The organism is Floridaenema aerugineum BLCC-F46 (genome assembly GCF_041929345.1).
Taxonomy (GTDB): Bacteria; Cyanobacteriota; Cyanobacteriia; order Cyanobacteriales; family Aerosakkonemataceae; genus Floridanema; species Floridanema aerugineum.
The window spans coordinates 54,920-79,684 of sequence record NZ_JBHFNQ010000146.1 but is presented as its reverse complement, the minus strand read 5'-3'; the positions used below and the strand labels follow the sequence as shown (position 1 = coordinate 79,684).

The 24,765-nt window shown below is 40.5% G+C and carries 35 protein-coding genes and 1 pseudogene; 18 read left to right on the top strand and 18 right to left on the bottom strand.

What is annotated here, in order from left to right; translation table 11 throughout:
• Positions 1–114: 114 nt before the first annotated feature.
• The 4 genes from ACE1CC_RS19600 to ACE1CC_RS19585 all read left to right on the top strand — a co-directional run bounded on the left by ACE1CC_RS19600 (position 115) and on the right by ACE1CC_RS19585 (position 3,535).
• Positions 115–300 (top strand): hypothetical protein, encoded by a 186-nt coding sequence (locus ACE1CC_RS19600; protein WP_413272116.1) that lies wholly within the window; start codon positions 115–117, stop codon positions 298–300.
• A 62-nt stretch (positions 301–362) separates the two neighbouring features.
• Complete coding sequence (locus tag ACE1CC_RS19595) at positions 363–911, top strand: NYN domain-containing protein (RefSeq protein WP_413272115.1); 549 nt, start codon at positions 363–365, stop codon at positions 909–911.
• 461 nt (positions 912–1,372) lie between these two features.
• On the top strand, positions 1,373–2,581 hold the full coding sequence (locus ACE1CC_RS19590; protein ID WP_413272114.1) for an aminotransferase class V-fold PLP-dependent enzyme: 1,209 nt from the start codon (positions 1,373–1,375) through the stop codon (positions 2,579–2,581).
• Positions 2,582–2,647: 66 nt separating this feature from the next.
• On the top strand, positions 2,648–3,535 hold the full coding sequence (locus tag ACE1CC_RS19585; protein WP_413272113.1) for an nSTAND1 domain-containing NTPase: 888 nt from the start codon (positions 2,648–2,650) through the stop codon (positions 3,533–3,535).
• Between the two features lie 7 nt (positions 3,536–3,542).
• Here ACE1CC_RS19585 and ACE1CC_RS19580 read toward each other — a convergent pair whose 3' ends face one another.
• Positions 3,543–3,788, bottom strand: coding sequence for a hypothetical protein (locus ACE1CC_RS19580; RefSeq protein ID WP_413272112.1), 246 nt, complete (start codon positions 3,786–3,788; stop codon positions 3,543–3,545).
• 134 nt (positions 3,789–3,922) lie between these two features.
• Between ACE1CC_RS19580 and ACE1CC_RS36880 the strand changes: the two are divergent.
• Positions 3,923–4,015 (top strand): annotated as a pseudogene (locus ACE1CC_RS36880) (Uma2 family endonuclease); the annotation flags it as partial.
• 81 nt (positions 4,016–4,096) lie between these two features.
• Here ACE1CC_RS36880 and ACE1CC_RS19575 read toward each other — a convergent pair.
• Together ACE1CC_RS19575 and ACE1CC_RS19570 are read right to left on the bottom strand one after the other, a co-directional pair.
• Positions 4,097–4,450 carry a DUF5615 family PIN-like protein gene (locus ACE1CC_RS19575; protein ID WP_413272111.1) on the bottom strand — a complete coding sequence of 118 codons (354 nt, stop codon included), beginning with the start codon at positions 4,448–4,450 and terminating at the stop codon, positions 4,097–4,099.
• Positions 4,451–4,456: 6 nt separating this feature from the next.
• Complete coding sequence (locus tag ACE1CC_RS19570; RefSeq protein ID WP_413272110.1) at positions 4,457–4,789, bottom strand: DUF433 domain-containing protein; 333 nt, start codon at positions 4,787–4,789, stop codon at positions 4,457–4,459.
• A 64-nt stretch (positions 4,790–4,853) separates the two neighbouring features.
• Here ACE1CC_RS19570 and ACE1CC_RS19565 point away from each other — a divergent pair, with 64 nt between their 5' ends.
• Genes ACE1CC_RS19565 through ACE1CC_RS19555 form a run of 3 tightly spaced genes read left to right on the top strand, consistent with a single transcriptional unit; the run spans position 4,854 to position 5,504 of the window.
• Positions 4,854–5,099, top strand: coding sequence for a UPF0175 family protein (locus tag ACE1CC_RS19565; RefSeq protein ID WP_459563885.1), 246 nt, complete (start codon positions 4,854–4,856; stop codon positions 5,097–5,099).
• A gap of 31 nt (positions 5,100–5,130) precedes the next feature.
• A complete protein-coding gene (locus ACE1CC_RS19560; RefSeq protein ID WP_413272108.1) occupies positions 5,131–5,328 on the top strand; it encodes a DUF433 domain-containing protein in 198 nt (65 codons plus the stop codon).
• Between the two features lie 14 nt (positions 5,329–5,342).
• Positions 5,343–5,504, top strand: coding sequence for a hypothetical protein (locus ACE1CC_RS19555; protein ID WP_413272107.1), 162 nt, complete (start codon positions 5,343–5,345; stop codon positions 5,502–5,504).
• A gap of 292 nt (positions 5,505–5,796) precedes the next feature.
• Here the strand turns inward: ACE1CC_RS19555 and ACE1CC_RS19550 are convergent, their stop codons facing one another.
• From ACE1CC_RS19550 to ACE1CC_RS19540, 3 genes are read right to left on the bottom strand one after another with little or no spacing between them, the layout of a single operon-like run.
• Positions 5,797–6,276 carry a hypothetical protein gene (locus ACE1CC_RS19550; RefSeq protein ID WP_413272106.1) on the bottom strand — a complete coding sequence of 160 codons (480 nt, stop codon included), beginning with the start codon at positions 6,274–6,276 and terminating at the stop codon, positions 5,797–5,799.
• A gap of 30 nt (positions 6,277–6,306) precedes the next feature.
• Positions 6,307–6,657, bottom strand: a complete 351-nt coding sequence (locus ACE1CC_RS19545; protein WP_413272105.1) for a hypothetical protein — start codon at positions 6,655–6,657, stop codon at positions 6,307–6,309.
• A 25-nt stretch (positions 6,658–6,682) separates the two neighbouring features.
• Entirely contained in the window at positions 6,683–7,060 is a 378-nt protein-coding gene (locus ACE1CC_RS19540) for a hypothetical protein (protein WP_413272104.1), read from the bottom strand.
• A gap of 297 nt (positions 7,061–7,357) precedes the next feature.
• On the opposite strand from ACE1CC_RS19540, the gene ACE1CC_RS19535 reads away from it, so the two are divergent.
• Complete coding sequence (locus ACE1CC_RS19535) at positions 7,358–7,861, top strand: hypothetical protein (RefSeq protein WP_413272103.1); 504 nt, start codon at positions 7,358–7,360, stop codon at positions 7,859–7,861.
• Positions 7,862–7,879: 18 nt separating this feature from the next.
• Here ACE1CC_RS19535 and ACE1CC_RS19530 read toward each other — a convergent pair whose 3' ends face one another.
• The 9 genes from ACE1CC_RS19530 to ACE1CC_RS19490 form a co-directional block, all read right to left on the bottom strand.
• Entirely contained in the window at positions 7,880–8,242 is a 363-nt protein-coding gene (locus ACE1CC_RS19530; protein WP_413272102.1) for a HEPN domain-containing protein, read from the bottom strand.
• 3 nt (positions 8,243–8,245) lie between these two features.
• Positions 8,246–8,698 (bottom strand): hypothetical protein, encoded by a 453-nt coding sequence (locus tag ACE1CC_RS19525; RefSeq protein WP_413272101.1) that lies wholly within the window; start codon positions 8,696–8,698, stop codon positions 8,246–8,248.
• A gap of 61 nt (positions 8,699–8,759) precedes the next feature.
• A complete protein-coding gene (locus ACE1CC_RS19520) occupies positions 8,760–9,071 on the bottom strand; it encodes a type II toxin-antitoxin system RelE/ParE family toxin (protein ID WP_413272100.1) in 312 nt (103 codons plus the stop codon).
• Positions 9,068–9,337, bottom strand: coding sequence for a type II toxin-antitoxin system ParD family antitoxin (locus ACE1CC_RS19515; RefSeq protein ID WP_413272099.1), 270 nt, complete (start codon positions 9,335–9,337; stop codon positions 9,068–9,070). The genes ACE1CC_RS19520 and ACE1CC_RS19515 overlap by 4 nt, the downstream gene beginning before the upstream one ends.
• A 63-nt stretch (positions 9,338–9,400) precedes the next feature.
• Positions 9,401–10,324 carry a DUF4351 domain-containing protein gene (locus ACE1CC_RS19510; RefSeq protein WP_413272098.1) on the bottom strand — a complete coding sequence of 308 codons (924 nt, stop codon included), beginning with the start codon at positions 10,322–10,324 and terminating at the stop codon, positions 9,401–9,403.
• Between the two features lie 80 nt (positions 10,325–10,404).
• Positions 10,405–10,647, bottom strand: a complete 243-nt coding sequence (locus ACE1CC_RS19505; RefSeq protein ID WP_413272097.1) for an antitoxin family protein — start codon at positions 10,645–10,647, stop codon at positions 10,405–10,407.
• A 252-nt stretch (positions 10,648–10,899) separates the two neighbouring features.
• Positions 10,900–11,604 (bottom strand): pentapeptide repeat-containing protein, encoded by a 705-nt coding sequence (locus ACE1CC_RS19500; RefSeq protein ID WP_413272096.1) that lies wholly within the window; start codon positions 11,602–11,604, stop codon positions 10,900–10,902.
• 8 nt (positions 11,605–11,612) lie between these two features.
• Positions 11,613–12,983: a DICT sensory domain-containing protein gene (locus tag ACE1CC_RS19495; protein ID WP_413272095.1), complete on the bottom strand. Its 1,371-nt coding sequence runs from the start codon at positions 12,981–12,983 to the stop codon at positions 11,613–11,615.
• A gap of 112 nt (positions 12,984–13,095) precedes the next feature.
• Positions 13,096–14,664 (bottom strand): photosystem II high light acclimation radical SAM protein, encoded by a 1,569-nt coding sequence (locus ACE1CC_RS19490; protein ID WP_413272094.1) that lies wholly within the window; start codon positions 14,662–14,664, stop codon positions 13,096–13,098.
• 466 nt (positions 14,665–15,130) lie between these two features.
• Here ACE1CC_RS19490 and ACE1CC_RS19485 point away from each other — a divergent pair, with 466 nt between their 5' ends.
• The 7 genes from ACE1CC_RS19485 (at position 15,131) to ACE1CC_RS19455 (ending at position 19,060) form a co-directional block, all read left to right on the top strand.
• Complete coding sequence (locus ACE1CC_RS19485; RefSeq protein WP_413272093.1) at positions 15,131–15,478, top strand: DUF1830 domain-containing protein; 348 nt, start codon at positions 15,131–15,133, stop codon at positions 15,476–15,478.
• Positions 15,479–15,656: 178 nt separating this feature from the next.
• Entirely contained in the window at positions 15,657–16,094 is a 438-nt protein-coding gene (locus ACE1CC_RS19480) for a DUF4079 domain-containing protein (protein ID WP_413272092.1), read from the top strand.
• Between the two features lie 143 nt (positions 16,095–16,237).
• Positions 16,238–16,507, top strand: coding sequence for a hypothetical protein (locus ACE1CC_RS19475; protein WP_413272091.1), 270 nt, complete (start codon positions 16,238–16,240; stop codon positions 16,505–16,507).
• A 215-nt stretch (positions 16,508–16,722) separates the two neighbouring features.
• Entirely contained in the window at positions 16,723–17,310 is a 588-nt protein-coding gene (locus tag ACE1CC_RS19470; protein ID WP_413272090.1) for a hypothetical protein, read from the top strand.
• Positions 17,311–17,476: 166 nt separating this feature from the next.
• Positions 17,477–17,761: a papain fold toxin domain-containing protein gene (locus ACE1CC_RS19465; RefSeq protein ID WP_413272089.1), complete on the top strand. Its 285-nt coding sequence runs from the start codon at positions 17,477–17,479 to the stop codon at positions 17,759–17,761.
• Positions 17,758–18,213 (top strand): hypothetical protein, encoded by a 456-nt coding sequence (locus ACE1CC_RS19460; protein WP_413272088.1) that lies wholly within the window; start codon positions 17,758–17,760, stop codon positions 18,211–18,213. The genes ACE1CC_RS19465 and ACE1CC_RS19460 overlap by 4 nt, the downstream gene beginning before the upstream one ends.
• Before the next feature lie 88 nt (positions 18,214–18,301).
• Entirely contained in the window at positions 18,302–19,060 is a 759-nt protein-coding gene (locus ACE1CC_RS19455) for an ABC transporter ATP-binding protein (protein ID WP_413272087.1), read from the top strand.
• Between the two features lie 89 nt (positions 19,061–19,149).
• Here the strand turns inward: ACE1CC_RS19455 and ACE1CC_RS19450 are convergent, their stop codons facing one another.
• Positions 19,150–19,959, bottom strand: a complete 810-nt coding sequence (locus ACE1CC_RS19450; protein ID WP_413272086.1) for a response regulator transcription factor — start codon at positions 19,957–19,959, stop codon at positions 19,150–19,152.
• Positions 19,960–20,760: 801 nt separating this feature from the next.
• Between ACE1CC_RS19450 and ACE1CC_RS19445 the strand changes: the two genes are divergently transcribed.
• Positions 20,761–21,009 carry a DUF6761 family protein gene (locus ACE1CC_RS19445; RefSeq protein ID WP_413272085.1) on the top strand — a complete coding sequence of 83 codons (249 nt, stop codon included), beginning with the start codon at positions 20,761–20,763 and terminating at the stop codon, positions 21,007–21,009.
• A 208-nt stretch (positions 21,010–21,217) separates the two neighbouring features.
• Here the strand turns inward: ACE1CC_RS19445 and ACE1CC_RS19440 are convergent, their stop codons facing one another.
• Complete coding sequence (locus ACE1CC_RS19440) at positions 21,218–21,958, bottom strand: phosphatase PAP2 family protein (protein ID WP_413272084.1); 741 nt, start codon at positions 21,956–21,958, stop codon at positions 21,218–21,220.
• Positions 21,959–22,377: 419 nt separating this feature from the next.
• On the opposite strand from ACE1CC_RS19440, the gene pyk reads away from it, so the two are divergent.
• Entirely contained in the window at positions 22,378–23,799 is a 1,422-nt protein-coding gene (pyk, locus tag ACE1CC_RS19435) for a pyruvate kinase (RefSeq protein ID WP_413272083.1), read from the top strand.
• Positions 23,800–23,821: 22 nt separating this feature from the next.
• Here pyk and rbsK read toward each other — a convergent pair whose 3' ends face one another.
• On the bottom strand, positions 23,822–24,757 hold the full coding sequence (gene rbsK, locus ACE1CC_RS19430; RefSeq protein ID WP_413272082.1) for a ribokinase: 936 nt from the start codon (positions 24,755–24,757) through the stop codon (positions 23,822–23,824).
• Positions 24,758–24,765: the final 8 nt, after the last annotated feature.

Below are 24,765 nucleotides of genomic sequence, written 5' to 3'. Positions count from 1 at the left end.
ATTAAATGGGTTAACGATATGCTGGTAATGACGTTTGTGTGACAAACACTATTTCACTGAGGAGCCGTATGATGCGAAAAGTATCAAGTACGGTTTTGGAGAGCAACGGCTCTCGTGAGAGAGTCGTTGACTTTAATCATTCTGATTAAGGCACTACAAATACTTGGTTACATCTCAAATACGGTAGGGCATACCGAAATTAACGCTTCTGGAGAGACAATCCTCTACTTAAACCTGGAAACAGTACTTAAGCAAGATCGCTCGTTGAAGGAAGAATCTCCCATCACAGCGCCAGCTTGACGGTGAGAGTGTCAAGAATTACTATCAGATATATTAAGTTTAGAAAAATTTTGCATTGAAAAATGACACCACCTTCGCCGTCAGCATTTTTGCTAGTGGACGGCTACAATATCATAGGATCTTGGCAAAAGTTGCTTACTTTGCGCGATCGCAAAGGATTAGAGGCCGCCCGTGAAGAGTTAATTGAACTCCTAATTAACTACACAGCCTATGAAGGCTATCACACTCAGATCGTATTTGATGCCCATTATCGCGCAACACCAGGGAATGCAGAAGCAATTACCGAAAATTTATCTGTTCATTTCACAGATTTTGGGCAAACAGCAGACACATATATCGAAAAAGCTTGTGCTACCCTGCGCCATGAGTTGCAGAAATTTCAACGAAGGTTGATTGTAGCAACGTCAGACAGAGCACAGCAACTAACTATTATCGGTTACGGCGCAGAATGGATGTCCGCACACAAGCTAGTGCAAGAAGTAGAATTTACTAATCATCGGGTGCGTCGGAAACAGAAATCTAAAAATCGATCGCCTAGCCGTTTCCTGTTCAGTTCCCTAGATCCAGAAGCTCAAAAGCGCCTCGCCCAAATGCGTTACGGGCTAAAGTAAGCAACGATTTTTAGAAATTTAGAAAAAGTGCTTGACAACCCCTGTCGATTCGGCTATTATTATTAATCGTGGCTCGAAAGAGCAAAACAAGCAAACATTCCTCGGTAGCTCAGTGGTAGAGCGGTCGGCTGTAAGGAGCAGATGTAAGTATAGCAAATTTACTTGCATTTCCTAGCAGCGCTATCCGGCGACGGATAGTGGAAAATCGGGTGAATTCAAGGAAACCGCAGCACTTCGGGTGGCGGCAACCCTGATCCAAGTCTGGCGAAAGGCAGTGATTTTCACAGGTAGCCAGAAAGGAGCAGAGACTACGGATGAGGAGCCTAACCAATAAGTCCGAAAGCGCCCGACATCCCAAGCGGATGATGAGATAGTCCACCCCCAACGGAAACGTAGGGATAAGTGTAACCGATTGGTCGTAGGTTCGAATCCTACCCGGGGAGTTTTCCAAAGGATGAAGTATGAAAGATCGAGTTTCTGGCTTTAAACTTTCAACTTCTGACTTTGCTAAGTTTTGGTTAATAGAACCAGATGTAACTTTTTTAAATCATGGTTCTTTTGGCGCTTGTCCAATACCTGTGTTAGAAGCGCAACAGCGGTTTCGCCAACAGTTAGAACGGCAACCGTTAAAATTTTATCGCGAGTTTGAAGCGTTATTAGATGCAGCCAAAAATCAGTTAGGTGAGTTTGTGGGTGCAGATGCTTCAGATTTGGTGTTTGTTCCGAATGCGACGACTGGGATAAATGCAGTTTTACGTTCTTTGTCTTTTCGTCCGGGAGATGAGTTACTGACGACTAGCCAAGAATATAATGCTTGTCGGAATGTTTTGAACTTTGTCGCCGAAAAGACGGGGGCGAAGGTAGTAGTTGCAGAAGTTCCTTTTCCCATTGATGCGCCAGAACAGGTAGTTGAGGCGGTGATGGAATGTGTTTCACCGCAAACAAGGCTGGCACTTTTAGATCATATTACGAGTCAGACGGGTTTAATTTTTCCGATTCAGCAGTTAGTTAAAGAGTTAAAAGACAGGGGAATTGATACTTTGGTGGATGGTGCTCATGCGCCGGGAATGGTATCTTTAAATTTGCGGGAAATAGGGGCAACTTATTATACGGGGAATTGTCATAAGTGGTTGTGTGCGCCTAAAGGTGCGGCTTTTTTGTATGTGAGGCGAGATCGACAGTTTTTAATTCGTCCGATGACTATTAGTCACGGGGCTAATTCTCCTCGTGTTGATAAGTCACGATTTCAGTTAGAGTTTGATTGGATGGGAACAGATGACCCAAGTGCTTTTTTGTGTGTACCTGAAGCGATTAAGTTTATGGGTTCTTTGTTACCAGGAGGATGGTCGGAATTAAGGGCGAGAAATCGATCGCTTGTGTTACAAGCTAGAGAGTTACTGTGTGAAGTTTTAGGTGTTGCGCCATCTTGTCCAGAGGAGATGATTGGGGCGTTGGCGGTGGTGTGTTTACCGGATGATGTTAGTGAGTTTGAGAAGACGAGAACTATACCTCCGATTCAGGATATGTTATGGGAAAGGTTTAAAATTGAGGTACCTGTGATTTATTGGCCTGGGTATCCTAAACAGTTATTAAGAGTTTCGGCGCAGATTTATAACCAAACTGAAGATTATGAATTTTTAGCAGAAGTGCTGACAAAATTATTGAAGTAGTGTAATGCTAGTTGGTTGGTAACTTTCTGTTCTTGTACTGCTGCGATCTTCCACATTAGAGATAATATGACTTTAGGATCGCCTTCTAATCCATTTTATGCCGGATCGATGATTTCCGATCCGAAGTTTTTTGTCGGACGTAAAGCGGAACTGGATGCAATTACGACGAGGATGACTGGTTCGCCGCCTGTTAGTGTTAATGTGGTGGGAAAAGGTCGAATTGGTAGATCTTCGCTGTTGTATCACTTTTTTCAGACTTACGAACAAAGGGTTCAAAATCCGCAACGCTATGTAGTGGCTTATTTTAATTTGTCGAGTCCGCTGTTTCATCAGGAAGAGGGGTTTTATTTGACGATCGCTAGAGAGTTGTATAATTTGCCGAAGGTGCGATCGCAAAAAGTTTTAACTAAACCTTTCCATGTAAAAAACTTTGAACGCCACACTTTTTCGGTGGTGTTGGGAGAGTGGAAAAGACAGGGAGTTTTACCTGTGCTTTGCTTAGATGAATTTGAAGCTTTGTTCCATCATCCGAAAGAATTTAATGATGCTTTTTTTGATAATTTGTCTTTTTTGCTGAATAGCAATATTTTAATGTTGGCGATCGCTTCCCACAGACAATTAAAATATTACCAACATCGCTACAAGTTAACTTCTAACTTTTTCAATTTGGGTGATGTAATTAAGTTGGGAGACTTAACTGAAGAAGAAGCTAAGGAGTTGGTAAGTTTACCTGTAACTTTGGGTGGTGAAGCTGCTTTAACTTGGGAAGAACAACGCCTTGCTAGACAATGGGGTGGTAATCATCCTTTGTTGTTGCAATTAGCAGCTAGTTTATTGTGGGAAGCACATCAGCAAAATTTAGATTTCGGGTGGGCTAAAGAACAGTTTATCCAAAAATCTCGTGGGATACCGAGAAATGGATTTAACTGGAAGTTTTGGCCTTTTGGGAGCTAATTAGGGTTTAATCTGGGAAATTTGCCCAATCTTCCCAACGTGCTTGGTCAATCTCTTGACTGGAAAGCCTTTGTCCTTCGGAAGGGGGTGTCCAAGCGGGTGGCTGTGATTGGTTCCAAGCGGGTGGTTGCGGGGCGTTAGATTGATTATTTCCGACTTCGCGTTCAATGCTTGTCGCCATTTGCTGAATTAAACGCACCTTGTCTAGGGTGGAAAGCTGCAATGCTTGGTTTAAAACGTCCTGAAAGTTCATGTGCGATCCCGGATAACTTGGCCTGCATTGTAACATTTTTGCAACAATTGGGGACTAGGGATTGGGGATTGGGGACTGGGGATTGGGAAAGATAAGATTTAATTAGGTGTGTTAGAGGTAGCAGTAGTTTGGCAATGAAAACGTTAGCTAAATGGTCTGTAAATGATTATCACCGGATGATTGAGGCGGGGATTTTGTGCGATCGATCTGGAGAATTACTAGCAGGTTAAATTGTTAAAATGAGTCCAGAAACTCCGCTTTATTATATAGTTTAAGCCCGTCTATATATGTAAAGAATTTAGAAATCTTTAGCGCAATGGTAGGAATCTGACTTGTCCTTCCCATTCTCCTTCTAAACTACACTCAGCTATTAGCAAAAGTTCTTCGATCGCTAAACCAACAGAAACACGACGGCTGACTTCAAATACTCCAGGCATTGACAAACCTGCTTCTATTCGCTCATAAGCGAAGTTTGTCATTGTTGTTACATCGTGAGTTAATACTACGCGCCCTTTTTGTGCTGCCCATTCTAATACACTTGGATCGTCTGCTTCCGATAAGCCTACATCTTGAACGCGGACAATATCAATTTCTGGATTTTGGCGCAGAATACCTCGAATAATCTGATTATTAAAGTTTTCATCAGCTAAAAATCGCAGCATAAAAGATTACCTTTGTTGGTTGCGTCTTGCTAATAAGCGATCGCGCACTCCAACTGGATTAAATCGTTTTTCAGCTTCTTGTCGAACTTCGGCTGCATGATGTTGGCGTTCTAGTAGATAGGCATCAATTTCAGCTTGATGGCGTAGGTAATAGGCGATCGCAGAATAAATGTCGGCAAGTTGAAGTGATGGGTACTGCTCTCTGATTTCTTCAGCTATAGCGCCCTCCAGAAAAGCTGTGACAACTGTATCCAAAGTGACGCGGGTTTTGCTGATGCGAATCACGCCATCTGGATCGGTTGTCAGAGGAAGAGGTTCGGAGGTAGGAACGAGTACCATTTGGAAATCAAAATAGTAGTGAGATTTTTCTTTAGTATAAGCTAGAGTCTAAATGAGGTGGATGATGAGTAAATTTGTGGAACCAATTACTCTAGAAATATCGCCTGTTTCTCTAGGAGAAGGCGAACAAGCAATTCGGCAAGAAATTGCTTTACAACTATATGCCCAAAATATTTTTACTTTTGGGCAAGCACGTCGTTTGGCTAATTTATCTGTATGGGAATTTCAGCAAGTTTTGGGGCAAAAAAATATCGATCGCCATTACAATGAAACAGACTTAGCTGAAGATATCTGCTACTCAAAATCTTGATAAACTGTTGATTGAATTATAGGTAAAACAAATGGAATGGCGAGAATATATCCATTCTGATCCAAAAATTCTAGTTGGTAAACCAGTTGTTAAAGGCACTAGGCTATCAGTTGAGTTTCTGCTTGGGTTATTTGCCGTTGGATGGACAGAACAACAAGTTTTGGAGAATTATCCTTCTTTAACTGCTGAAGCATTGAGAGCAGTATTTGCTTTTGCTATGGTGAATTAATTCATCGATTAGGAATGCGATCGCCAATCGGTATTGTTTATTTTCGTTATCAACCTTTAACACCAGAAGAACCTGGGGAAAATTTACTTAGTTTATTAAGTTTAGAAGGTTTGTCTTTGCCAGGGAGATTTACTGTTGTTGAGCGATCGCAAATTCGTCAGCGTCCATTACCGTAAAACAGAGATCTTGCACCTGCGCTGTTAGCCCGCCCGGAAATCAATTTCCGGGCTAATAGCTCAAGTCCATTAAAATGGACTGAAAGGATAAGAATTTTAAGTATTTAGTCCTCTTTAGAGGAGTTTAGCTATTAGCCTGGGACTTGAGTCCCAGGCGGATTGTGGGACTGGTGCAAGATTTAAGTAAAAGGGAGTTGGGAGAGTGCGATCGCTATCTTTTTTTGTTAAATGGAACCAAGATATTAGCGGAATTCAAATAAATGCTTAGATCTTGTATTTTGCTCTCATTTCCTCAATCCAAAAAACATTTAATCGCAGATGCAATATCACTAACTACATCCTTATAACTGAGATATTTCAGTTCGTTCTCTAAAGCGTTTAAGTGTTCCTTTTTAGATTTTAACTCAGAGTTTTTACGTTTATATCTGTCTCTAAGTGTCTTGATAGCCCCTGCTTTGCCATCAAGCTCCCTTCCCATAGCATCAAGTTGCACTTGGAGCATCAGGATCTCATCTTCTATTATCTTTTCTGAATTTAGAAGCAGTTCTGTATATAAGTTTGCTGGCAAGTACAAAAAAAGAATGCTTCTCAACTCGTTTTTTATCTTTTCAACTTCGACTTCAACTGGAATCATCTCAGTCTTAACATGAGAAATTTCCCTACTAATTTCGGCTTTTCTCTTGCTGGCAGATGCAGGGTTGGTGATGTTTATATCACCAACAGCGTTATACTGCTCGCTGACATTCTGACGATTTTGCTCGTAGTGAGTCATTGTGCTAAATCCTGCTAGTTTTGCCAAAAATTAAAACAACATACCTACTGCCTTAGCTGCTTCAGATAAACCTGTTACAAGACCTGCTGCTGATGCTATTCCAGCAAGCAATTTCTTCGCTTGCTCAAGATAATCTTGTATTGTTTTCTTGTCTGGATTAGGTTTTTGTGCTTGAACAGTAGCCTTTTTGAGGTTAGATTCAACATCGATAGCTATCTCTTCATCTAAAGCACCAGATTCAACAGCTTTTCTAACTTCCTCCTGAATCTTTTGAATCTCACTAATAACATCAACTTTGCTTTGGACACTACCAAAGTTGATATTGCCAGCAGCATTATATTGATAGTCAACCCGTTGACCACTCTGATCGAATATAGGCATAATTGCTTATCCTTGTACGGAAAATTTAACTACTTGACTTATTACGAAATTCGATAGGCATAACTTTGCTTATTTGGTATCTTGGTAGAATAAAAATATCAGAACGGTAACGGCTTTGTTGTTGCTTATCGTATTCTTGAGATGCACCAAATAACAATCCAATCAAAGTAATCACTCCAACTACAAAAGCTGCTGTTCTTATAACTCGTTCTTGTGCTTGTTGTTCGCTAAAGTTAGAAGATGAAAGAACTATGGCGCATATAGGTATAGCTGCTAACACACCAGCAATGAATCCTGCAATCATCCATAGAATCCCTGACCAGAGAATTCCGAAGGCATTTAAAGAACCAAGAATTAAAGGACTAGATATTAAGTTAAGACAGAAAATAGTACCAAAGGTCATAGGGATCGCACATTTGCTATAAAGGGTTTATCCGCATCTCTTTGCCATTGGGCAAGAGCATCCCTTACAATATTTTTTAGCTGCGTTTCTGAGAAGCTAATATTCTGCACTGGGTTTTCCCCTGTAAGGCTGAACTATATGCTAGACCGCTCTCAGCCAAACTGAAAAGACGGAAAAAGGTGGAAAAAGGCGGATCTTTCTTAAAGTTTTCTAAAGTTTGAAAGCCTGGGTGGAAAAAGGCGGATCGGGGCGGATTAAGTTGGTTATAATAACTCCAGTCTTTTCACATCCCTAATCATGGATAGTCGTGAGGTATTGCAATTTGTAGATGAAGTAGTTTATTCCAAAACAGGGAAGCATCTAAATGATTTGCAACGGGGAATTATTGAGGGAACACTGAAGCGGCAAAAGTATTCTGATATTGCAAAAGATTATAATTGTACGACTGGTCATACTAAGGAAGTAGGTTACGAACTTTGGCGGATTTTATCTGAAATTTTTGGCGAACCTGTTGATAAAAAGCATCTTCAATCTGTTTTAGAACGGCAATCAAATCTGAATATATTTTTAGGTAATAAAAGTAATAATATAATTAATTGCATAAATTTTGGTTCTGAACAACCCAATTCTATCCCTGATAAAAGTCAGTCTGTAACTTCTGACTTTCAGCAGAACAATAATAATCAAATTAAGCGGGAAAAAATTAATAAATTACGGTATTTTGGTTTAACTGATGAACAAATAGCAGAGGTGCTAGAGCTACCCTTGGAGGCGATTAAGTGGGTAGAAATGAAGGAATAATTTGCTTGAGCAAGTCTGTTACATTCCGTCCAAAGCAGATATGATTCTTCTAGCTAAAGTCAGTGCCTCCTCTGCTTTTTGAACCAAATTTGAGAAAACATCTTCGTAATCTGCTCGATTTCGGTAGACTCGCAAACGCTCTAACCTTTTACCTAGTTTTTGACGCAATCTGTCAGGACTATTTTTAAACTGAGTAATTACATATTGGTGTGCATTTTGCTGAGGAATTACCAAGTTATCTTTATGCCGTAAAAAATTTCGTGCTTTGATGAAAGCGGCATAGTAAGATCGACTAATAGCCGATCGCAATTTTGCTTCATCGCTTGTTTCTTGCGCCAGTTCTTGTGCCAGATTAAGATAGTTTGACCAATCAAAACTCATTGGTTAATTAAACCCAATAAACATTTTTCCTTGCGACTGAGGTTCTGCATCAATCCACCAATCATCATCGATACTTTCTAGTTTATCGATCGCTTCTTCTGCATTAAGTTCTTCAGGTCTATCAATATAAATTGCCAGTTGCGGAAAGTCGATTTCTGGATCGGTGATGTATTGAAGAAATAACGGTGAATCGGGAAAATGCTGGCGAATATGAGGGTGTGCTTCTAGTAACAAGGGTATTAGGAAAGGGTGTTTTTCCAGAAAGTCTAAAACTTCGGTTTTTTGGCGGAAGTTATATAACTTTTCTAAGGATTCAATATCGAGGTTAGCCAGACTTTTATGTAGTAACATCTGGGCTAGGGTAGTGCGATCGATCTGACGGCGTTTTGCTTCTTGGGTTAAGCGATCGCTATCTTCTGCTGGTAGCTGAATATTCAGAATATTTGATTCGCTCATCTTTTTATCTGCTTTTTTCCTGCACTACTATCGCATCTTTTTGCACAGTTACTTGTCTCTATCACTCCTCAAAAGGTTCTTGAAAAAGTGCTGACAAATCGCAGTAGCCACTGATTACCCTTAAAATCTCAATTCCCCCTTCAATTGGACGATAGAAAATTAGGTAATCATCAACTGGAAAACTCCGCAACTCCTCAAGAAGTTCATCACGCCTACGTCCCATATTGGGAAAACTTGCTAAAGTCTGACATTTTTGATTAACTTTTTTCAGAAACCGTTCTGCTACATCAAAACCACTATTGTCAGCAATCAAATCGATAATGGTTTCAATATCTCGACTAGCGGTTGCAGTAAAACGACAAATATTACTCATAAACCAGAATCAACACGACGTTGTTGTAGTTTCTGTTGCAGTTGCGAGAAAACCGTTTCCCCATCCACAACTTCACCCCGTTCTGAGGCTTCAACGCCGAGCATAATTTCCTTTTTCAATTCCTCAAACCGTCCTTTATAAATGCGTTCTCGTTCTTCTAATAGCCTAATACCTGCTACGATCACTTCTTGAGCAGAAGAATACTTACCACTTTCTACTTGACTGGCAATAAACTTCTCAATTTCTGAACTTAACGATATATTCATTTAGGACTCCGCGTGTTTAACGATCGCAAACAAATCGAAACTAATTTCTGCAAAAAAATGGGTTTAACTCTTAACTTGCTCAAGCCAGCTATTTAAATCTGTTTCCCTCTGAAAATCGAGGATTGCTTCTCCCAAATCTTCCAGTTGATTAACGGATAAACGGCGTATTTTTTCTTCGATATTGGGTGCGATCGATCCAAATCGACGATTCAACAATCGCAACACAAAGGAAACAGCTTCTCGCTGAATTCCTTGCTCAATTCCTTGCTCAATTCCTTGTTGGTTCGCATCTTGAATTCTTTCTAGATACAATGGTGATAATTGCATAATTAACTCCCGATCTTCTGAATCTAAGTCTTGACGAGCTTCTAAAATGGCAAACAAATTCGATAAAAGTTCGAGTACGCTATCTTTAAATGGGGTTGTATTTGGTAGAGAGTTGAATTGAGCGATCGCACTTTTTTGGACATTCCCTTTTCCCAACAGTCGCAGCCAGAGAGTTTCCGGGGTGTTAGGGAGTTGGTGAATAACTACGATCGTAGTTCGGAACGCTGGCGGGAGAAAATAAACCCCCTCACCAAAGTTTTCCAATTCTAAATTAGCACCAAAACTGTCCAAAATGGGTTTGGAAAGGGTGGGCGTTAAAATCCAAAGCCGGGGGCGATCGCCTGACACAAGCTGTTTCTCTTCTCGGTTAGAAACTCGGTTTGACTCGGCATTGAAATCGAAAAGTTTGCCGATGCAACTGCAAATATTATCACTACTAACCGGGTTCCGAAACGGTTCAATTATAGCAGTAGTTGCCGCTATTTTTCCTAAAAGTCCTAATGTTTTAATTATGTTTTCATTCTGATTTTGAGGTACAAATAAAACATCAATTTCTCGAACTTCCGCAGTTACATCTCGACTCATTTTTACTGATCCTAACGGTGTGAGAAGTTCTTCTAAGTATTGTTTAGCAAATTGATCGTAGACGAATCTGGTCATTGCAGGAAGCTATTAAAGAAGATGCTATTGCTTGTTTAGTTGGGTCACGGGGATCGTTGACGTATATTAAGATATTGGTGTCAACGGCGTTCATGCAGCATCTCCCGTTTAAAATGAGGAGCATCAAATGGAATCGGATTTTGCTGCATCCGCTCAATCAGTTGTTGGAGAAATTGTCGCTTAGTGTCAGGATCGGAAATTGGCGGTGATACAATCAGAGGCGATCGAATTAATAGTTCAACCTCAGCACCTTCGGGTAAGTTACAGGCTGTTTGCAACACAAACGCACCGTTACGATAAACAGCTTTAACAGCGTAGGACATAGAAAAGTTCTTAAATTAGGATTGTATCTTTAAGCATAACCGAATTGCTTTTTCGTTACATCCTTGTCCAAATCAGATATGATAATCGGTTTAACCATTAACTTTCTCAAGCCAGCTGCGAATTGATTTGTAGTTCTAAGTAGGTGCAAATAAAGAAAGTGAAAATATTTATTTAAAGATAGGGCGGGCAAGATGCCCACCCCACAAAAATTTCAGCTTTCTTGTGGGGTAGGCATCCTGCCTGCCTTTTACTTACTCTTCAATTTTACTATGCTCAACTTCTGCTATTTTCAAAGGTATTTTTACTTCCTGTGGTGGTGGTGTTACTGCTTCTAAAGAAGTACCAACTAAGCAAACTCCCACTAAACTAACTGCGTGCAAATTGGCATCTTCTAACTCAGCACAAAGTAAATTTGCTCCGGTTAAATTCGCCCCAGTTAAATTCGCACCTCGTAAGTCTGCTTCTTCCAAATTGGCATTACTTAAATTTGCTCCTTGTAAGTCTGCTTGACTCAAATTTGCGCCATGTAAATTAGCACCACTAAGATTAGCACCTCGCAAGTCTGCGGCGCGTAAATCTACTCCTTGTAAATTCACACTCATCAAATTTGCACCGCTTAAAAAAGCACCTGCAAAAGATGCTTGAGTTAATTTTGCGCCCATTAAATTTGCGCCTCTGAGGTTACTTCCCCGCAAGTCAGCGCCAGTTAAATCTGCTTGCATTAAGTTAGCACCTAACAAAGTTGCTCTGACATCTGCTGCGATTAATTGAGCGCTTAATAAGTTTGCACCTTCTAATTTCGCGCTTTCTAATTTAGCACCACTTAAGTTAGCGCCAACTAAGTTAGCACCAGCGAGATTAACTCCTCTTAAATTGCTACCAGAAAGGTCTTCTTCTTCTAAATCTGCCCCTGGCAATTGTTTAACTTTTCCGGCGCGAATAGCTGCAATATCCATGAATTTAATTAACTGTTAGTTTGTAAAATAGTTTGGAATTCATCGGCAATTTCTGGATCGAGTAACCACATTCCAGTTGTTACTTTGGGTGGGATAACTTGCAAGTCTAATCCCTGCTGTAAACCCATGATTAATAAACCTAAAGTTTCGACTAGTTTCGGGTCCCAACGTTCATTAGCTTGAGCTTGAAATTCTCCTAAAGCTTTAGTTAAAGCTTCTGATTTACTCAGGTTTTCTGTTTCTTTTAGGAGTTGATTTACTCGTTGTTCAAAGTTGGTGATTAATCCCAATATTCTCGATTCTAATGGTATGGTATCGTAGGCGAAACCGCCGGGATAACCTTTGCCGTTCCACCATTCGGTTTGATGGGTTAAAATGTGTGCGATCGCCTGCAATCGCGGCATCGCTCTTAAAGCCTGTACACTAGGTTCTAAATGACAACAAGGTGCTTCATCTAAACCTGTAACTGTTGTTACTCCCAAAGGTACTAAACCATGCAATAATCCAGCTAATCTTAACCGTTTAATTTGCCATGCTGGGAGATCCAAAAGTTGCCCCATGACTTCGGCTAAAGCGGCTATTTCCGCTGTCGCCATTGGGTTTCCAGTATTAGCTAATTCCATTAATTGCGCCATTCTCACAAAGGCTTGCAATTCATTGGAAACTAAGTTTATATCTAATTCTTCATGATGAGTAGCTTGTAATTGTTCGGCGGTTAAATCTTGTTGACTATGTTGTAAGTAATCAACAACGCGAGAAACTATTTCTCCTAAATTATCTTGTTCGGCGTTAGCAGCTTGAGCGGTGATTTCTTGGACTTGGGCGGTTAATTTTTGCTCTAATTCTGGGTTGGAATTGGCGATGTGTGCGATCGCCAATTCCACTGTTTCTAATACTAACCCAGGTTCAAATGTCCAAAACCCGTAAAATTTTCGTTCTCGATCTTCCTCTGGTACTCCTTTTGCGCCATAATCTTGCGGGGTTAATTCTTGACAAAGTACCATCGCTGTGTAGCTGGGCGATAGGATGATTAAATGCCATTCTTGGGCTACTGGATCGATCGCTTCCAAACTCACCAATGCTACATTCGACATCTGGCTAGTCGGATGTTCGGCAAAACCAGAGTCAGGCGATGCCATAATTACAATTTGGCACGATTTTTTGGCAATCTCACCATATCTGTCTGCTTCTTGAAGATACCATTTTCCCCTTTGAAAGGCGGTAATCATGAGGGGGGAGGTGTTCGAGGTTAAGATGCTATCTTCTAGGGCGTGGCAGAGGGCAACCAGCGTGTTTTTGTAGTAGACTCCAAACCGCAACGGTCTGGGGCTGGATTTGTGGGCATCGGCTAGTTTTTGCAGAATTGAGCCTTGTAGCATGGTTTTTTTTTATTAAACCGCAAAGAACGCAAAGAGCGCGAAGAAGAAGAGAAGGTTTTGAAAGAGAGTTTTTGGAGGTAGGGTGGGTTGATGCCCACCTTACTCGATTTTATTAGACTTTGAGTAGTTGTTTTTCGGTACGTTCAATTGGCGAGGTTAGTGCTTGTTCTAAGTCGGCGCAACCGAGTCTTTGTTCTAAAATTCGCATGACTTCGCGCCCAAAGTCATCGGGGTTTTGTCGCCATGCTTGCAAGCAAACTTCGCCAAAGAATGAACCGAGAGGTTCGGGGTTCCACAGGAGTTTTTTTGCTGTCCAAGGCATTAAACTCATGGGATCGTATCCTGGTTTGAGGATATCATTTTTGAAGGCATATTCTTCTAAATGGGTGTGGGGTTGTAACCCAATGAAAAATATGGCTGGTTCAACTTTATCTTCCCCAAAAATTCGCTCTAGTTCCCGATGGTAAGCTATGGTTTGGCTTATCGTTTCTGGGGTTTCGTCAATGACGTTAAAGGAATAGTTTACTGAAACTAGGTCGTTAAATCCAGCGGCTTTTAAGTCTCGGCAGTTTTGTAAGACTGTGCGAAGATTATAGCCCATTCGCATTTTTCGCACTAGTTCTTGGGAACCACTGGTAATTCCGATCTCAAAATAGTTCATTCCGGTTTTTACCATCAAGTCACACAATTCGGGTGTCAAATTGTCGGCTCTGATGTATGCTGCCCAATGAATATCTTTCATGCCAGAATCGACGATTTTTTGTAATAATTCAATGGCATCGTCGATGAATTTGCGGGCGGGGATAAATTGAGCATCGGTAAACCAGAAATTGCGAATTCCTCGATCGTACAATTGTCGCATTTCCTCGACAACTTCATCCGCTGGGTTAATGCGGACTTGTTTACCTTCAATTACTGTGTAAACGCAGTAGCAACAATTGTGCGGACAACCTCGCTTAGTTTGTACGCCAATGTAAAAGTCTCTATCTTGAAGATAATATTGGAACTCAGGCCAAATTTTTTCGATGTAATCGTAATTGCAAGCGGTTTTTTCAATGTTAGCGGGTGCTTCGTGAATTAGTCTTTCTCGCGGCGCACTTTCTCCCACAACGTAACACTTTTCCCCGCTAATATCTTGTTGGCGCAACAGTTTTTCTAACAGTCCTTCTCCTTCTCCCACAGAAACGATCGTTCCTTTGGGTAAGCTTTTCCCTAACTGTTCGTAAAAGACACTGACTGCACCACCACCAACGATCGATCGGGCATTAGCATTATACCGCTGCGCCCGTTTCAATCCCCGCTTAATTAAACCCAAGTTGCGCCACAGTTCAGTATAGTACGCCGTAGTTACCCGCAACCCACCAAGCGCCCCCCGTAATTTAATCAGGGGATTTTTCGCATAATAAAACTCAAAGGCGTTTTGTAAAGGATTTCCCCCTCTACCTCCCACTGGCGCATAAATTTGAATGTCGCGCCAAGAAAATACCAGCAAGTTCGGCTGAAACTCATCGACACAAGCATCCAACGCCGAACCAAAATCTAAGGGTGGTACTGTTCCCAGGTCAAATATCCGCTGTTCCACCGTCGGAAACAACTTTTGCACATGATCTGCTAAGTAGACAACCCCAATCGGAAAAATGGGATTACAAGGGAGACGGACATAGAGTATGCGAGTTTTCATCCTGCGACTCTCTCTAGTTAAGGATTTCTCTGGCTTTCCTAAGCAAGAAATTTGCACAGGCGCTCAGGGCAATTTTAGATAAATGCTATTATTTTTACATAACTTTACGATAACACTGCTTCCACTCATAATTCAGCAACTCATCTGAGATTTTTGCTTTCCTAGCCTCCCGAACAGCAGCTTTGGCTACATTATTTCTCACTCATTCTCACTCATTTTATGTTTCTGTGTTATAATTCAAAATTATTTTAATAATAACCAAAAATTATACATAAACAAAATAGCAATAATAAATACAATTACAAAAATAATATTTGTATGACTGCACCAGAGAGAGATTTAAAGAATATTTAAAGTAAAAATTTACGGAATTCATGGGGTTGGTAGTCGGATTTACAAATTCCTGGGATCGCAAGTGTTAATCTAGATAATGTAACCCATTTTCTGACAAATCTCCGCAGTACCTATGGCTCAAATTCTTGATCCCCTACCATCTAATTACAAAAATGGCATCGTTTGTTGCTATGTCAATGCAACTAGTAAAATACAGGTTGTACGGATTAGCAACATTCCAAATTGGCACTTTGAACGAGTAGTTTTTCCCGGACAAAGACTAGTCTTTGAATCTATGCCACAAGGTTTACTTGAGGTTCATACGGGTATGATGGCTAGCGCAATTTTGTCAGATAAAATACCTTGTATAACTCTCCGCATCGATATGGAACTAAATGAATCAGAAGGCGAAGATCCAGAAATGGGAGAAGATGCTACTACTCAAAGTTCAGAGAAGGAATTAGTAAAACTTCAGAGGTAGTAGTGTTTTAAATACTAATACTTTACCTAACTCTAGATAAAAATTTCTTTTCGATAACACTTTAGTTAATCAAGGTAAGCGCCATAATTAATACTGGGAAAGCTAAACAAGCTCGACATTATGTGAAAAATACTGAAGAGCGAAACCTTCCCAATGTATTGAATTTTGGTGTCTTACCTTGAATTTACCGGATTTTATTTGGTTGTGGAAAATTGCTGCTTGGTCAATGGGGTTGTCTTTAACAGCTTATTTGCTGCTAGGGATGAGCGGTGTTTGGATGTTTTATTCTCGTATATTCAGGCAACAGCGCCCTGATTGGCTGCGACCATTTCATTACCTGATTGGTGGTTTAATGGTCGCTTTGGTATTACTATTGTTAGCGATCGGCATTATCGGCACTTTGGGTCACTACGGCAGTTTAGGTCATTCGCCACACTTACCAATTGGCTTAGCAGTCGTAGCCCTAGTATTACTTTCTGCTGGCAGTGCTACTCAAATCAGCCCCCGCAGACCTTGGGTAAGATATCTTCACGTTGGTACTAATATTGTGCTATTGGTAGGATTCCTGTTAGTTACCCTGACTGGCTGGAGCGTTGTACAGAAGTATTTGCCCTAGCAGCCGTCCCGATCTCCGAACAAACACTCAAGCGTATACACTGAGACAACTTTCCCTATCTATCTGTAGATAGATTTACCTCATACTATTTTTCAGTGAATATACCGAAAGAAAAGTAGGGAAAAACTTTCAGGCGTGCAAAGATGTCTTACTCTCCCGTAAAATCAAGTTTTTTCGTGGTTGGGGAAAAAGGTTTACCCGTCATCGAGAAATCACAACAAGGTAATTACGCCTTAGTATTCTTGAAGCAAACGGATGCTAATCGCTATTGTGAGCAAATGTGTCAACTTCGCCAAGAGCCACAGCAGAACTATAAAATTAGTACTCTGCCACTTCATATCATCAAACGCTTACTCAGTCACGCTAGGGTGCAAGTCTGCGTGATTGAAAACTGGGATAAGATGATTGCTTAAAAGCTGGTCAACCAAGAAGCATAATTGAAGTAAAAGGGGAAAAATTAGCCTGGTATCTAGGAACAGTTTGTAATTAACATCAAAGCTTGGATTTGGGAAAAATTACTAAAATTGTGCATCTACACAACAATTTCATCTTGCTATTGTTCTTTGAGTATAACACAAGGTTAAATTATTAAGAAAAGCATCGCACTTTTCCTATCTCAGCAAATCCCGTGAATCAACTAACAACACAAACAAACCAAACTTCCGAAGTTTCCGTCTTTCGCATTTCTCCCCTCATCCGTTTCACCTTGTTGAGTTTGTACATCGCACTGACTATTCCCCTGCCGTTTTTGGCTCATGTGACAGATGCACCTGTACCACCTGTGTTACTTTGGGTGGGGATTGCGATCGGAGCCATTGCAGTTTATGGTGCTTTAAGTGAAAGAGTGATTTTGGATAATCATGGCATTCAAGTCACTTACCCAAAATGGTTTCCCCAACTTCTCCGCAAAGGTTGGTTGTTACCTTGGACAGATGTTAAAGAATTGAAAATGCGTACTACCGGACAAGGGGGAATAGTTTATTATTTCCTGAATAATTCCGGTCAAGGGTTTTTGTTGCCCATGCGTGTGGTAGGATTTGCCAGAATGGTCAAACTGGTAGAAGCGAAGACGGGTATTGATACCCAAGATGTCCGACCTTTGGCTCAACCTTGGATGTATTTGATTTTGTTAGTATGTACGCTGATCCTATTTTTAGCTGATATTTGGACAATCTGGACAGCTGTTTCTACAGGAAATATCTTTTCCCATTATTAGACTTCTAGCAAAAATCCGAATCCTATTTTTTAACCACAGATAAACACAGATAAATACAGATGGGATAACTGATTTTTGCCAGAGGTATTTACAGATTGTTGTATTTACAAAAATACGGCAATCTGTGCCGATATGAAAACAGATACTAATTTTATTGGTGTGGGGAGTGAGTGAGTTATCTAAAGAGGAAATTTTTCAGGAAATTGGCAAAATCATTGCTAAATTTAACCTTTATGAATGTGATGACTGTGTTAGGGCAATAATGCAGTGGTTAGGAGCAAATGGAATTGAGGGAAAGATTATTAAACTGAAGACCAAGTATAATGAAGATTTTATTCTCAGTGAGCGCTTGGAACGTCAAGGAATTACAGAGGCAGTTACAATTAACGGAAGACATTACGGTGTGGAAGTTTTGGGTTTGGTATATGATAATATTTCACCATTCTTGTGACTAGATACCAAAATCCTTTCATTTCAAATGAATTAGACATTGTGGATTTGTGGAATTGTGAATACGGCGATCAGTTTTTATTAACTAACCGTCCCTGTGATGATCCCTCAGAACTGGCATCAGATCGAGCTATTCAAGGATTTTTAACAGATGTTTTTGATATCTATCCAGGAGATAGAATAGCCTGGGTTGGAAAAACTAGAGATGAGTCTAGTAAAGCTCCGCAATTTTCTATACTAGCCATTTTAGATTGCTTGACTTATGCCAAAATAGCCAGATGTCCAAAAGATTTTGTTCAATCGCCTTATGGCTTTTCAATACCTAGTAGCGATACTTTTTGGTTCTCCGAACAACAACATCCAGGACTTTCAGTTTTGCAGGAAGCAATTTCCAAGATTAAGGAAATGGGAATTCCTCGTACATGGGGGAAACCAGATATGAATTTGTTTTAAGCTTAACCCTTATGATGATTAGTAACCCAGAATAGTTTGGTGAGTGGAATCGTATAGAGAATGACTGATTTTAGCCAGAGATTTATTTATGAGCGCATCCCCAAATAAAATTCCGCAATTACAAGTTTCCCAAGTCAGTTTGGCGGCGACGGTAGGGATGGGTGTTTTGCTTCAGGATATCTCTTTTGAGGTGTTGGCTGGGGAAAGAGTTGCGATAGTTGGGCCATCTGGTGCGGGGAAAACTTCGCTGTTACGGTTGTTAAATCGTTTAAATGAGGCGAGTAGTGGGAAGATTTTACTCGAAAATCAGGATATTCGCCAAATACCGCCTACCCAACTGCGTCAGCAAGTGACTTTGGTTTTGCAAGAGGCGAAACTTTTGGGAATGACGGTACAGGAGACGATAAGTTATCCTTTGTTGTTGCGGGGTTTTCCAACGACGCAGATTAAGGAAAGGCTAATTTATTGGCTGGAGAGATTACATATTCCCGAAGATTGGCAAAATCGCACGGAAATTCAACTTTCAGCGGGACAAAGACAGCTGGTTGCGATCGCACGCGCCCTAGTCATCCAACCTAAAATTTTACTCCTAGATGAGCCAACTTCCGCATTAGATTCCGGTCGTGCATCTTACCTGATCCAACTTCTTACCCAAATTCCCCAAGAATTTGGTACAACCATTCTCATGGTCAATCACCAGTTAGAACTAGCACAACAGTTTTCTACCAAGGTTTTACATTTACAGCAAGGAAAATTGGTCGAATTTACTCCAGGCGAGAAACTTGACTGGAAACAACTGCGCCAAACTTTTATTGACTTGGAACGGCGAGAAGCAGAAGAATGGTAAGTTGGGGACTGGGGACTGGGAGACAAGGGGACTCTTGGGACTCTTGGGAAATTAATTAACTCAAAACTCAAAACTTTACCAGTCCCCAATCATTTGCTAATTGGTAAGGGTTGATTAGCAGCGGTTGGCTGAGAAAATCCCCTTTCGGTTGTTCCGCGTCGCTGTTCCTCCACTCCATTTTGATCTGAGTTGTCTTGCCCAGAATTATAACCATTAAGAAACTCTGGGTTAAACCGATAGCCAACATTGCGGATAGTTTGAATAATACTCGGTTGACGGGGGTCGGTTTCCAGTTTTTTCCGTAGGGAAAGGACGTGGGTATCAATAGTTCGGGGATTATCTATTGCATCGGGCCAAGCTCTGTTTAATAATTCGGAACGACTTAATGGTAGTCCTCCGGCTTGTGCCAAAACGTATAACAGACTAAATTCTTGAGGTGTTAAATCGATTAACTCTTCTTGGAAACGTACTCGCCGCTGTACCAAGTCGATTTTTAAGTCGCCATAATCCAGGTATGCTGGGGGAATGTTCATTCGATTGCGCCGAATCAAGGCTTCGATTCTGGCGAGAAATTCTTGCATTCCAAAGGGTTTGGTTAAATAATCATCTGCGCCTGCTTTTAATCCCGCGACAATATCGGCTTCTGTGTTCCGTGCAGATAGCATGAGAATGTAAGGTTGGTGCTGGCGCAATAACCAGCGACAAAATTCTAAGCCATCGCCGTCGGGAAGTTCGGCATCGAGAACTACTAACGTCGGTTGACGTAGATGAAAAACTTCTCGCGCCTGGTAGAGGCTGGCAGCTTGATAGACGCGATATCCTACCTGCTGTAAGTGCCAGCCAAGTAGCGATCGCAGATGCGGATTACTTTCAACTATTTGAACACTAACTGATGCCACAGATGCTTGCCTTCCTTGGCTTTAGCGAACTTCAAATTAGCAGGAAATGCTGACAATTTTTGTAACGAATGTTACTGCTATCCCAGTTATACTAATCGCCTTCTACTATTGCCGAAAATCAACTAGTCTTTGCATCTTGAACAAGAATAATTCTCAAAAGGCTATCAGAATCTAATCATTCTCCTCTTTCATGAAATCCTTACTCAATTTATGCCAAATCTTTAACATATCTTCAATTCTTTTTTCTAATTACTTGCTAGCGGCACTACACCTTGTTTTCCGGTTATACTACTTCCCTAAGACATAATCTTTAGGTCTAGATAGGTGGATAAATGAAGTTAAAATAAAAACATGAGAGTGATTCAGATAGAATCGCTCGCTACTTGCACCTTAAACAATTCAACATTTCTGGTTTTGTCAACCTAGCAAATCTGTGGGGCATCCACAAATTTTAAACAACCAGTAACTTCTGCTAAATAGAATGCCAAGGGTTTATTATACATTAGTTGTTACTCAAAGACAAATTACTGGTTTACCATCGAGCCAGATCAGTTCCAGAGGAAGAACCGCAAATTTAGAATAAGCCTGACATCTAAAATTTTAGGGAAGCTTTGGTAAAAAGGATTGACATTACTTTAAGATACTGTTTTACTCATTACACCTATCGCCAAATTATCTGCTTCTAGATAGTGTGGACAAAAGGAAAAACTCAGTTATCCTAATCAATAAACCAGAAAAAAACACATCTTTGACCGTTTTCGTCAATTTATTTAGGAAAACAGTAGATTTCAACCGACTATTATGCTACAGGACACACAAACAATTCGCCATTACCAGAAACTTACTGATTCCCTAGTTGAAATGTGGAATCGGGGTTACAGATTCGATAGTTTACGGCTTTATTTGGACGGCTATTTAGCAGCTTTACGCCAAAGTAGCGCTTTAGAGCCGTATCACATTCATCGTCTAGAAGAAGAAGCGACTCGTTATATTTACGATCCATCAAATTTTGAATTACCACTACCCGAACCCGAATCTGATTATTATTAGTTTTTTTTCCGATGGGTGGGAAATGGTAATAGGAGGCTAGCGACGCTACTTCCAAACTAAGCGTCGGTAGCTGATGGTGTCGTTAAGGAAATGATTGAAATATTTAATAGGAATTGAGCAAAGCTGTTATCGATCCTGATGATTAATTAACTATACCAAACTTGCTCAAAACGGATAGTTAAAGTTAAAATTTATGTTTTGTTGGCTGTTAATCTTGATTGATAGCTTCTTGTTCTTCAGGAAGTAAAAAAGTTTCGGAAGGGATGTTTGGCTGTGAGGTAGTAATTACTTTTGGTAATTGTGGCTTTATTAGTAAACTGACTCCAATTGCCCAAGCGATCGCAACCGTCCAACCTGCTAAAATATCGCTGGGGAAATGTACGCCTAAATATAAGCGAGTCCAGCCAATAGCGACAACAAATAAACTGCCAAAAATCAGTATTGGTAAACACCAAATAATTCCCCAAGTTAAAATTACTAAAGCTGCGATTAAAGTCATACTGGTCATAGCGTGACCGCTAGGAAAAGCATAATCTAATTCGGGGGCGGGTGATTGCCAAAGATGGGGACGGACTCGGTGCATGATTTCTTTGGCGGTGCGATTAATGATAGTAGCGCCTGTAGCAGTGGTGAGTAAAAATGTGAGCGATCGCCACTGTTTCTGAAACAATAATATTAGGGAAATTAGCAGTACGATCGGGAAAACAATTTTAATAGAACCGAATTTCGTTAAATTGACAGCTAAGAGATCCAATTGTCTTCTTGATGTCTGATGAATTGCTAGCAAAATAGGTTGATCCCAAGGAAAACCCTCAGCATTTTCTCTAACTTGGACTGCCAACAACATAAAACTTTGTAAAGGTAAATAGACTCCTAAAAATAACAGTAGTAACCCTCGCCATCGAGCGATGAAAAGTTCTTTAATAAACAGGAAAAAGTTTTTTAGCATCTTACCAATAGTTAATCAGGTTCTTCTTTATGATATAACTGAATGCTAAGTTGAGCAGTTCCAGATTTATCTCTGAGGTGAAGCTAAAATCTAAAATCTAAAATCTAAAATCTAAAATCGAATGTCCTCATGCCAAAGGGGGAAAAATTCCCAGTGTTTTAAATTTAATTCTTCGCTACAATGATCTAGCAAAAACTACTTGCACAGCCCATAAGGTAACTATGATTACAAAAAGCAGCTGACAATATAGTAGAAAAAGGGAAAAATCTTACCTTACCTTAAAATTGCCTTAAGGTTTTAAAGATATGCTTCATAATGACAAATCATGAGTATTGAAACCACAGACATTAACTCAAATTTGTCTGCTACTTAACAAAAAAAATACTGGACTTTTTGTAGAGAAAAAGCAATCTCAAATTATGCCCAAAATACCTCACCGCACTAAAATCGTTGCCACTCTTGGCCCTGCTAGCAACACGCCAGAAGTAATTGAGAAACTGGTGAAAGCAGGGATGAACGTTGCGAGACTAAATTTTTCTCATGGTAGCTATGAAGATCACGGACGCACAGTTTCTCTGCTGAGAAATATTTCGGAAAAATTAGACACGCCGATTACAATTCTGCAAGACTTACAAGGGCCAAAAATTCGGGTAGGTCTGTTGTCTAATGGGGCAATGGGCTTAATTGAGGGGGAAAAAGTTACACTTGTACCCATTTCCGAGTATGAAGATAAAATTGATACGATACCTATTGATTATCCTGATTTAGCAGCCGATGCCAATCCAGGCGAACAAGTGCTTTTGGATGACGGACTTTTGGAACTGAGAATTAAAGAGATTTCAGGAAATGCAGTAGTATGCGAAGTGATTAAAGGCGGGATTCTGAAAAACCGCAAAGGGGTAAATTTCCCCAACTTAAATTTACGTTTACCTTCTCTCACTGACAAAGATAAACAAGATTTAGAGTTTGGAATTTCCCAAGGAGTAGATTGGATTTCTTTGAGCTTTGTACGTAAAGCAGAAGATGTTCGCATCTTGAAAGAAATATTAGCTGCTAAGGGTGCAGATATCCCTGTAATTGCCAAAATTGAAAAACCACAAGCAGTTACCAATATAGAAGAAATCGTCAATGAATGTGATGGTTTGATGGTAGCAAGGGGTGATTTGGGTGTAGAACTGAGTCCTGAAAGAGTGCCGCTTTTACAAAAGCGAATTATTCGGATGTGTAATCGCAAAGGTATTCCGGTAATTACTGCTACCCAAATGTTAGATAGCATGATTAATAATCCTCGTCCGACTCGTGCAGAAGCAAGTGATGTTGCTAATGCAATTATTGATGGAACGGATGCGGTTATGCTATCTGGTGAATCTGCGGTGGGAAGCTATCCTGTGGAAGCAGTAGAAATGATGGCACGGATAGCTTATGAAGTGGAAAAAGATTTGCAATTTGAAAATAATCCGGCAGCTAAAAGTGATGAAACTCATGCTTTAAGTGAGGCGCTAAATTCCATTGACAAGACTTTACCATTACGCTGTATTGTAGCTTTTACAAGTACAGGTTATACGGCGTTAATTGCTTCAGCAGAACGTCCGAAAGCACCTGTAATTGCTCTAACGCATAATATAAAGGTTTACCACCGTTTAAATTTAATTTGGGGTGTGACTCCTTTGTTGTTGGAGTACGAGGTGGAGACTTTTGAAAATGCGCTTTGGCAGGCGGAAACTTTTTTGGTACAACGGAAAATGGCTGCGATTGGCGATCGAATTTTGGTTATGGGTGGGATTCCAATGCAGCGTGCTGGAGGCACTAATTTCATGAAAATTCACACAATTACTGTCTAGAAAAAAGGTACGTTGTTGCGCTTTAGCGCTCTTCTGTAGCGCTGAAGCGCAACAACGTACCTTCAAAGGTTTCTTTGTTTGGTAAGGATGGTTGTGCGCCTTTTTTAGTTGTGGCTAAAGCGCCAGCTGCTGCACCCCATTTAATCGCTTCTTTTAAGGATAAATCACTATCAAAAGCTGCTGCCATTGCTGCGTTGAAAGCATCACCAGCAGCTACAGTATCGATCGCATTTACTGGAAAAGCTGGTAGCATAAAATTTTCGGAAGCAGTGGCACAAAAGACTCCTCTACTTCCTAGTTTTAATACGACAATTTTTACACCCCGACTGAGCAGAATTTCGGCTGCTTTTGTCATTGTTTCTTGATGAGAAATCTCAAATCCTACTAATCGACTTGCTTCGGTTTCATTTGGGGTAATTACATCAGTTAAAGAGTAGAGTTCATCAGGTAATTTTTCTGGTGCTGGTGCGGGGTCGAGAATTACTTTTACTTTGGCTTTTTTTGCGGCTTCTGCGGCGGCGATAATTGCTGGAATGGGAACTTCTAATTGTAATAATAAAACGCTGGCATTGGGTAAGAATTTTTCTAATCTTTCGACATCTGTATGGTTAACTTTGCCATTGGCACCGGGAACTACTATGATTGTGTTTTCGCTGCGATCGTCAACAGCTATTACTGCTACCCCAGAACTTGTAGTATCATCTATTAAAATTGAGTCAGTTTGCACACCTGCAACTTTTAAAGATGTCAGTAATTCTTGTCCAAAATTATCATTACCAACACGCCCAATCATATAAGTAGTTCTGCCTAAAAGTGCGCTACCAACTGCTTGATTTGCGCCTTTACCTCCAGGTGCGGTAAAAAAATCATAACCCAGGAGAGTTTCGCCGGGAACTGGTAAACGAGGACTCCGGGTGACGAGATCCATGTTGATGCTGCCGAAGACGATTATACTCATGTTTAGGA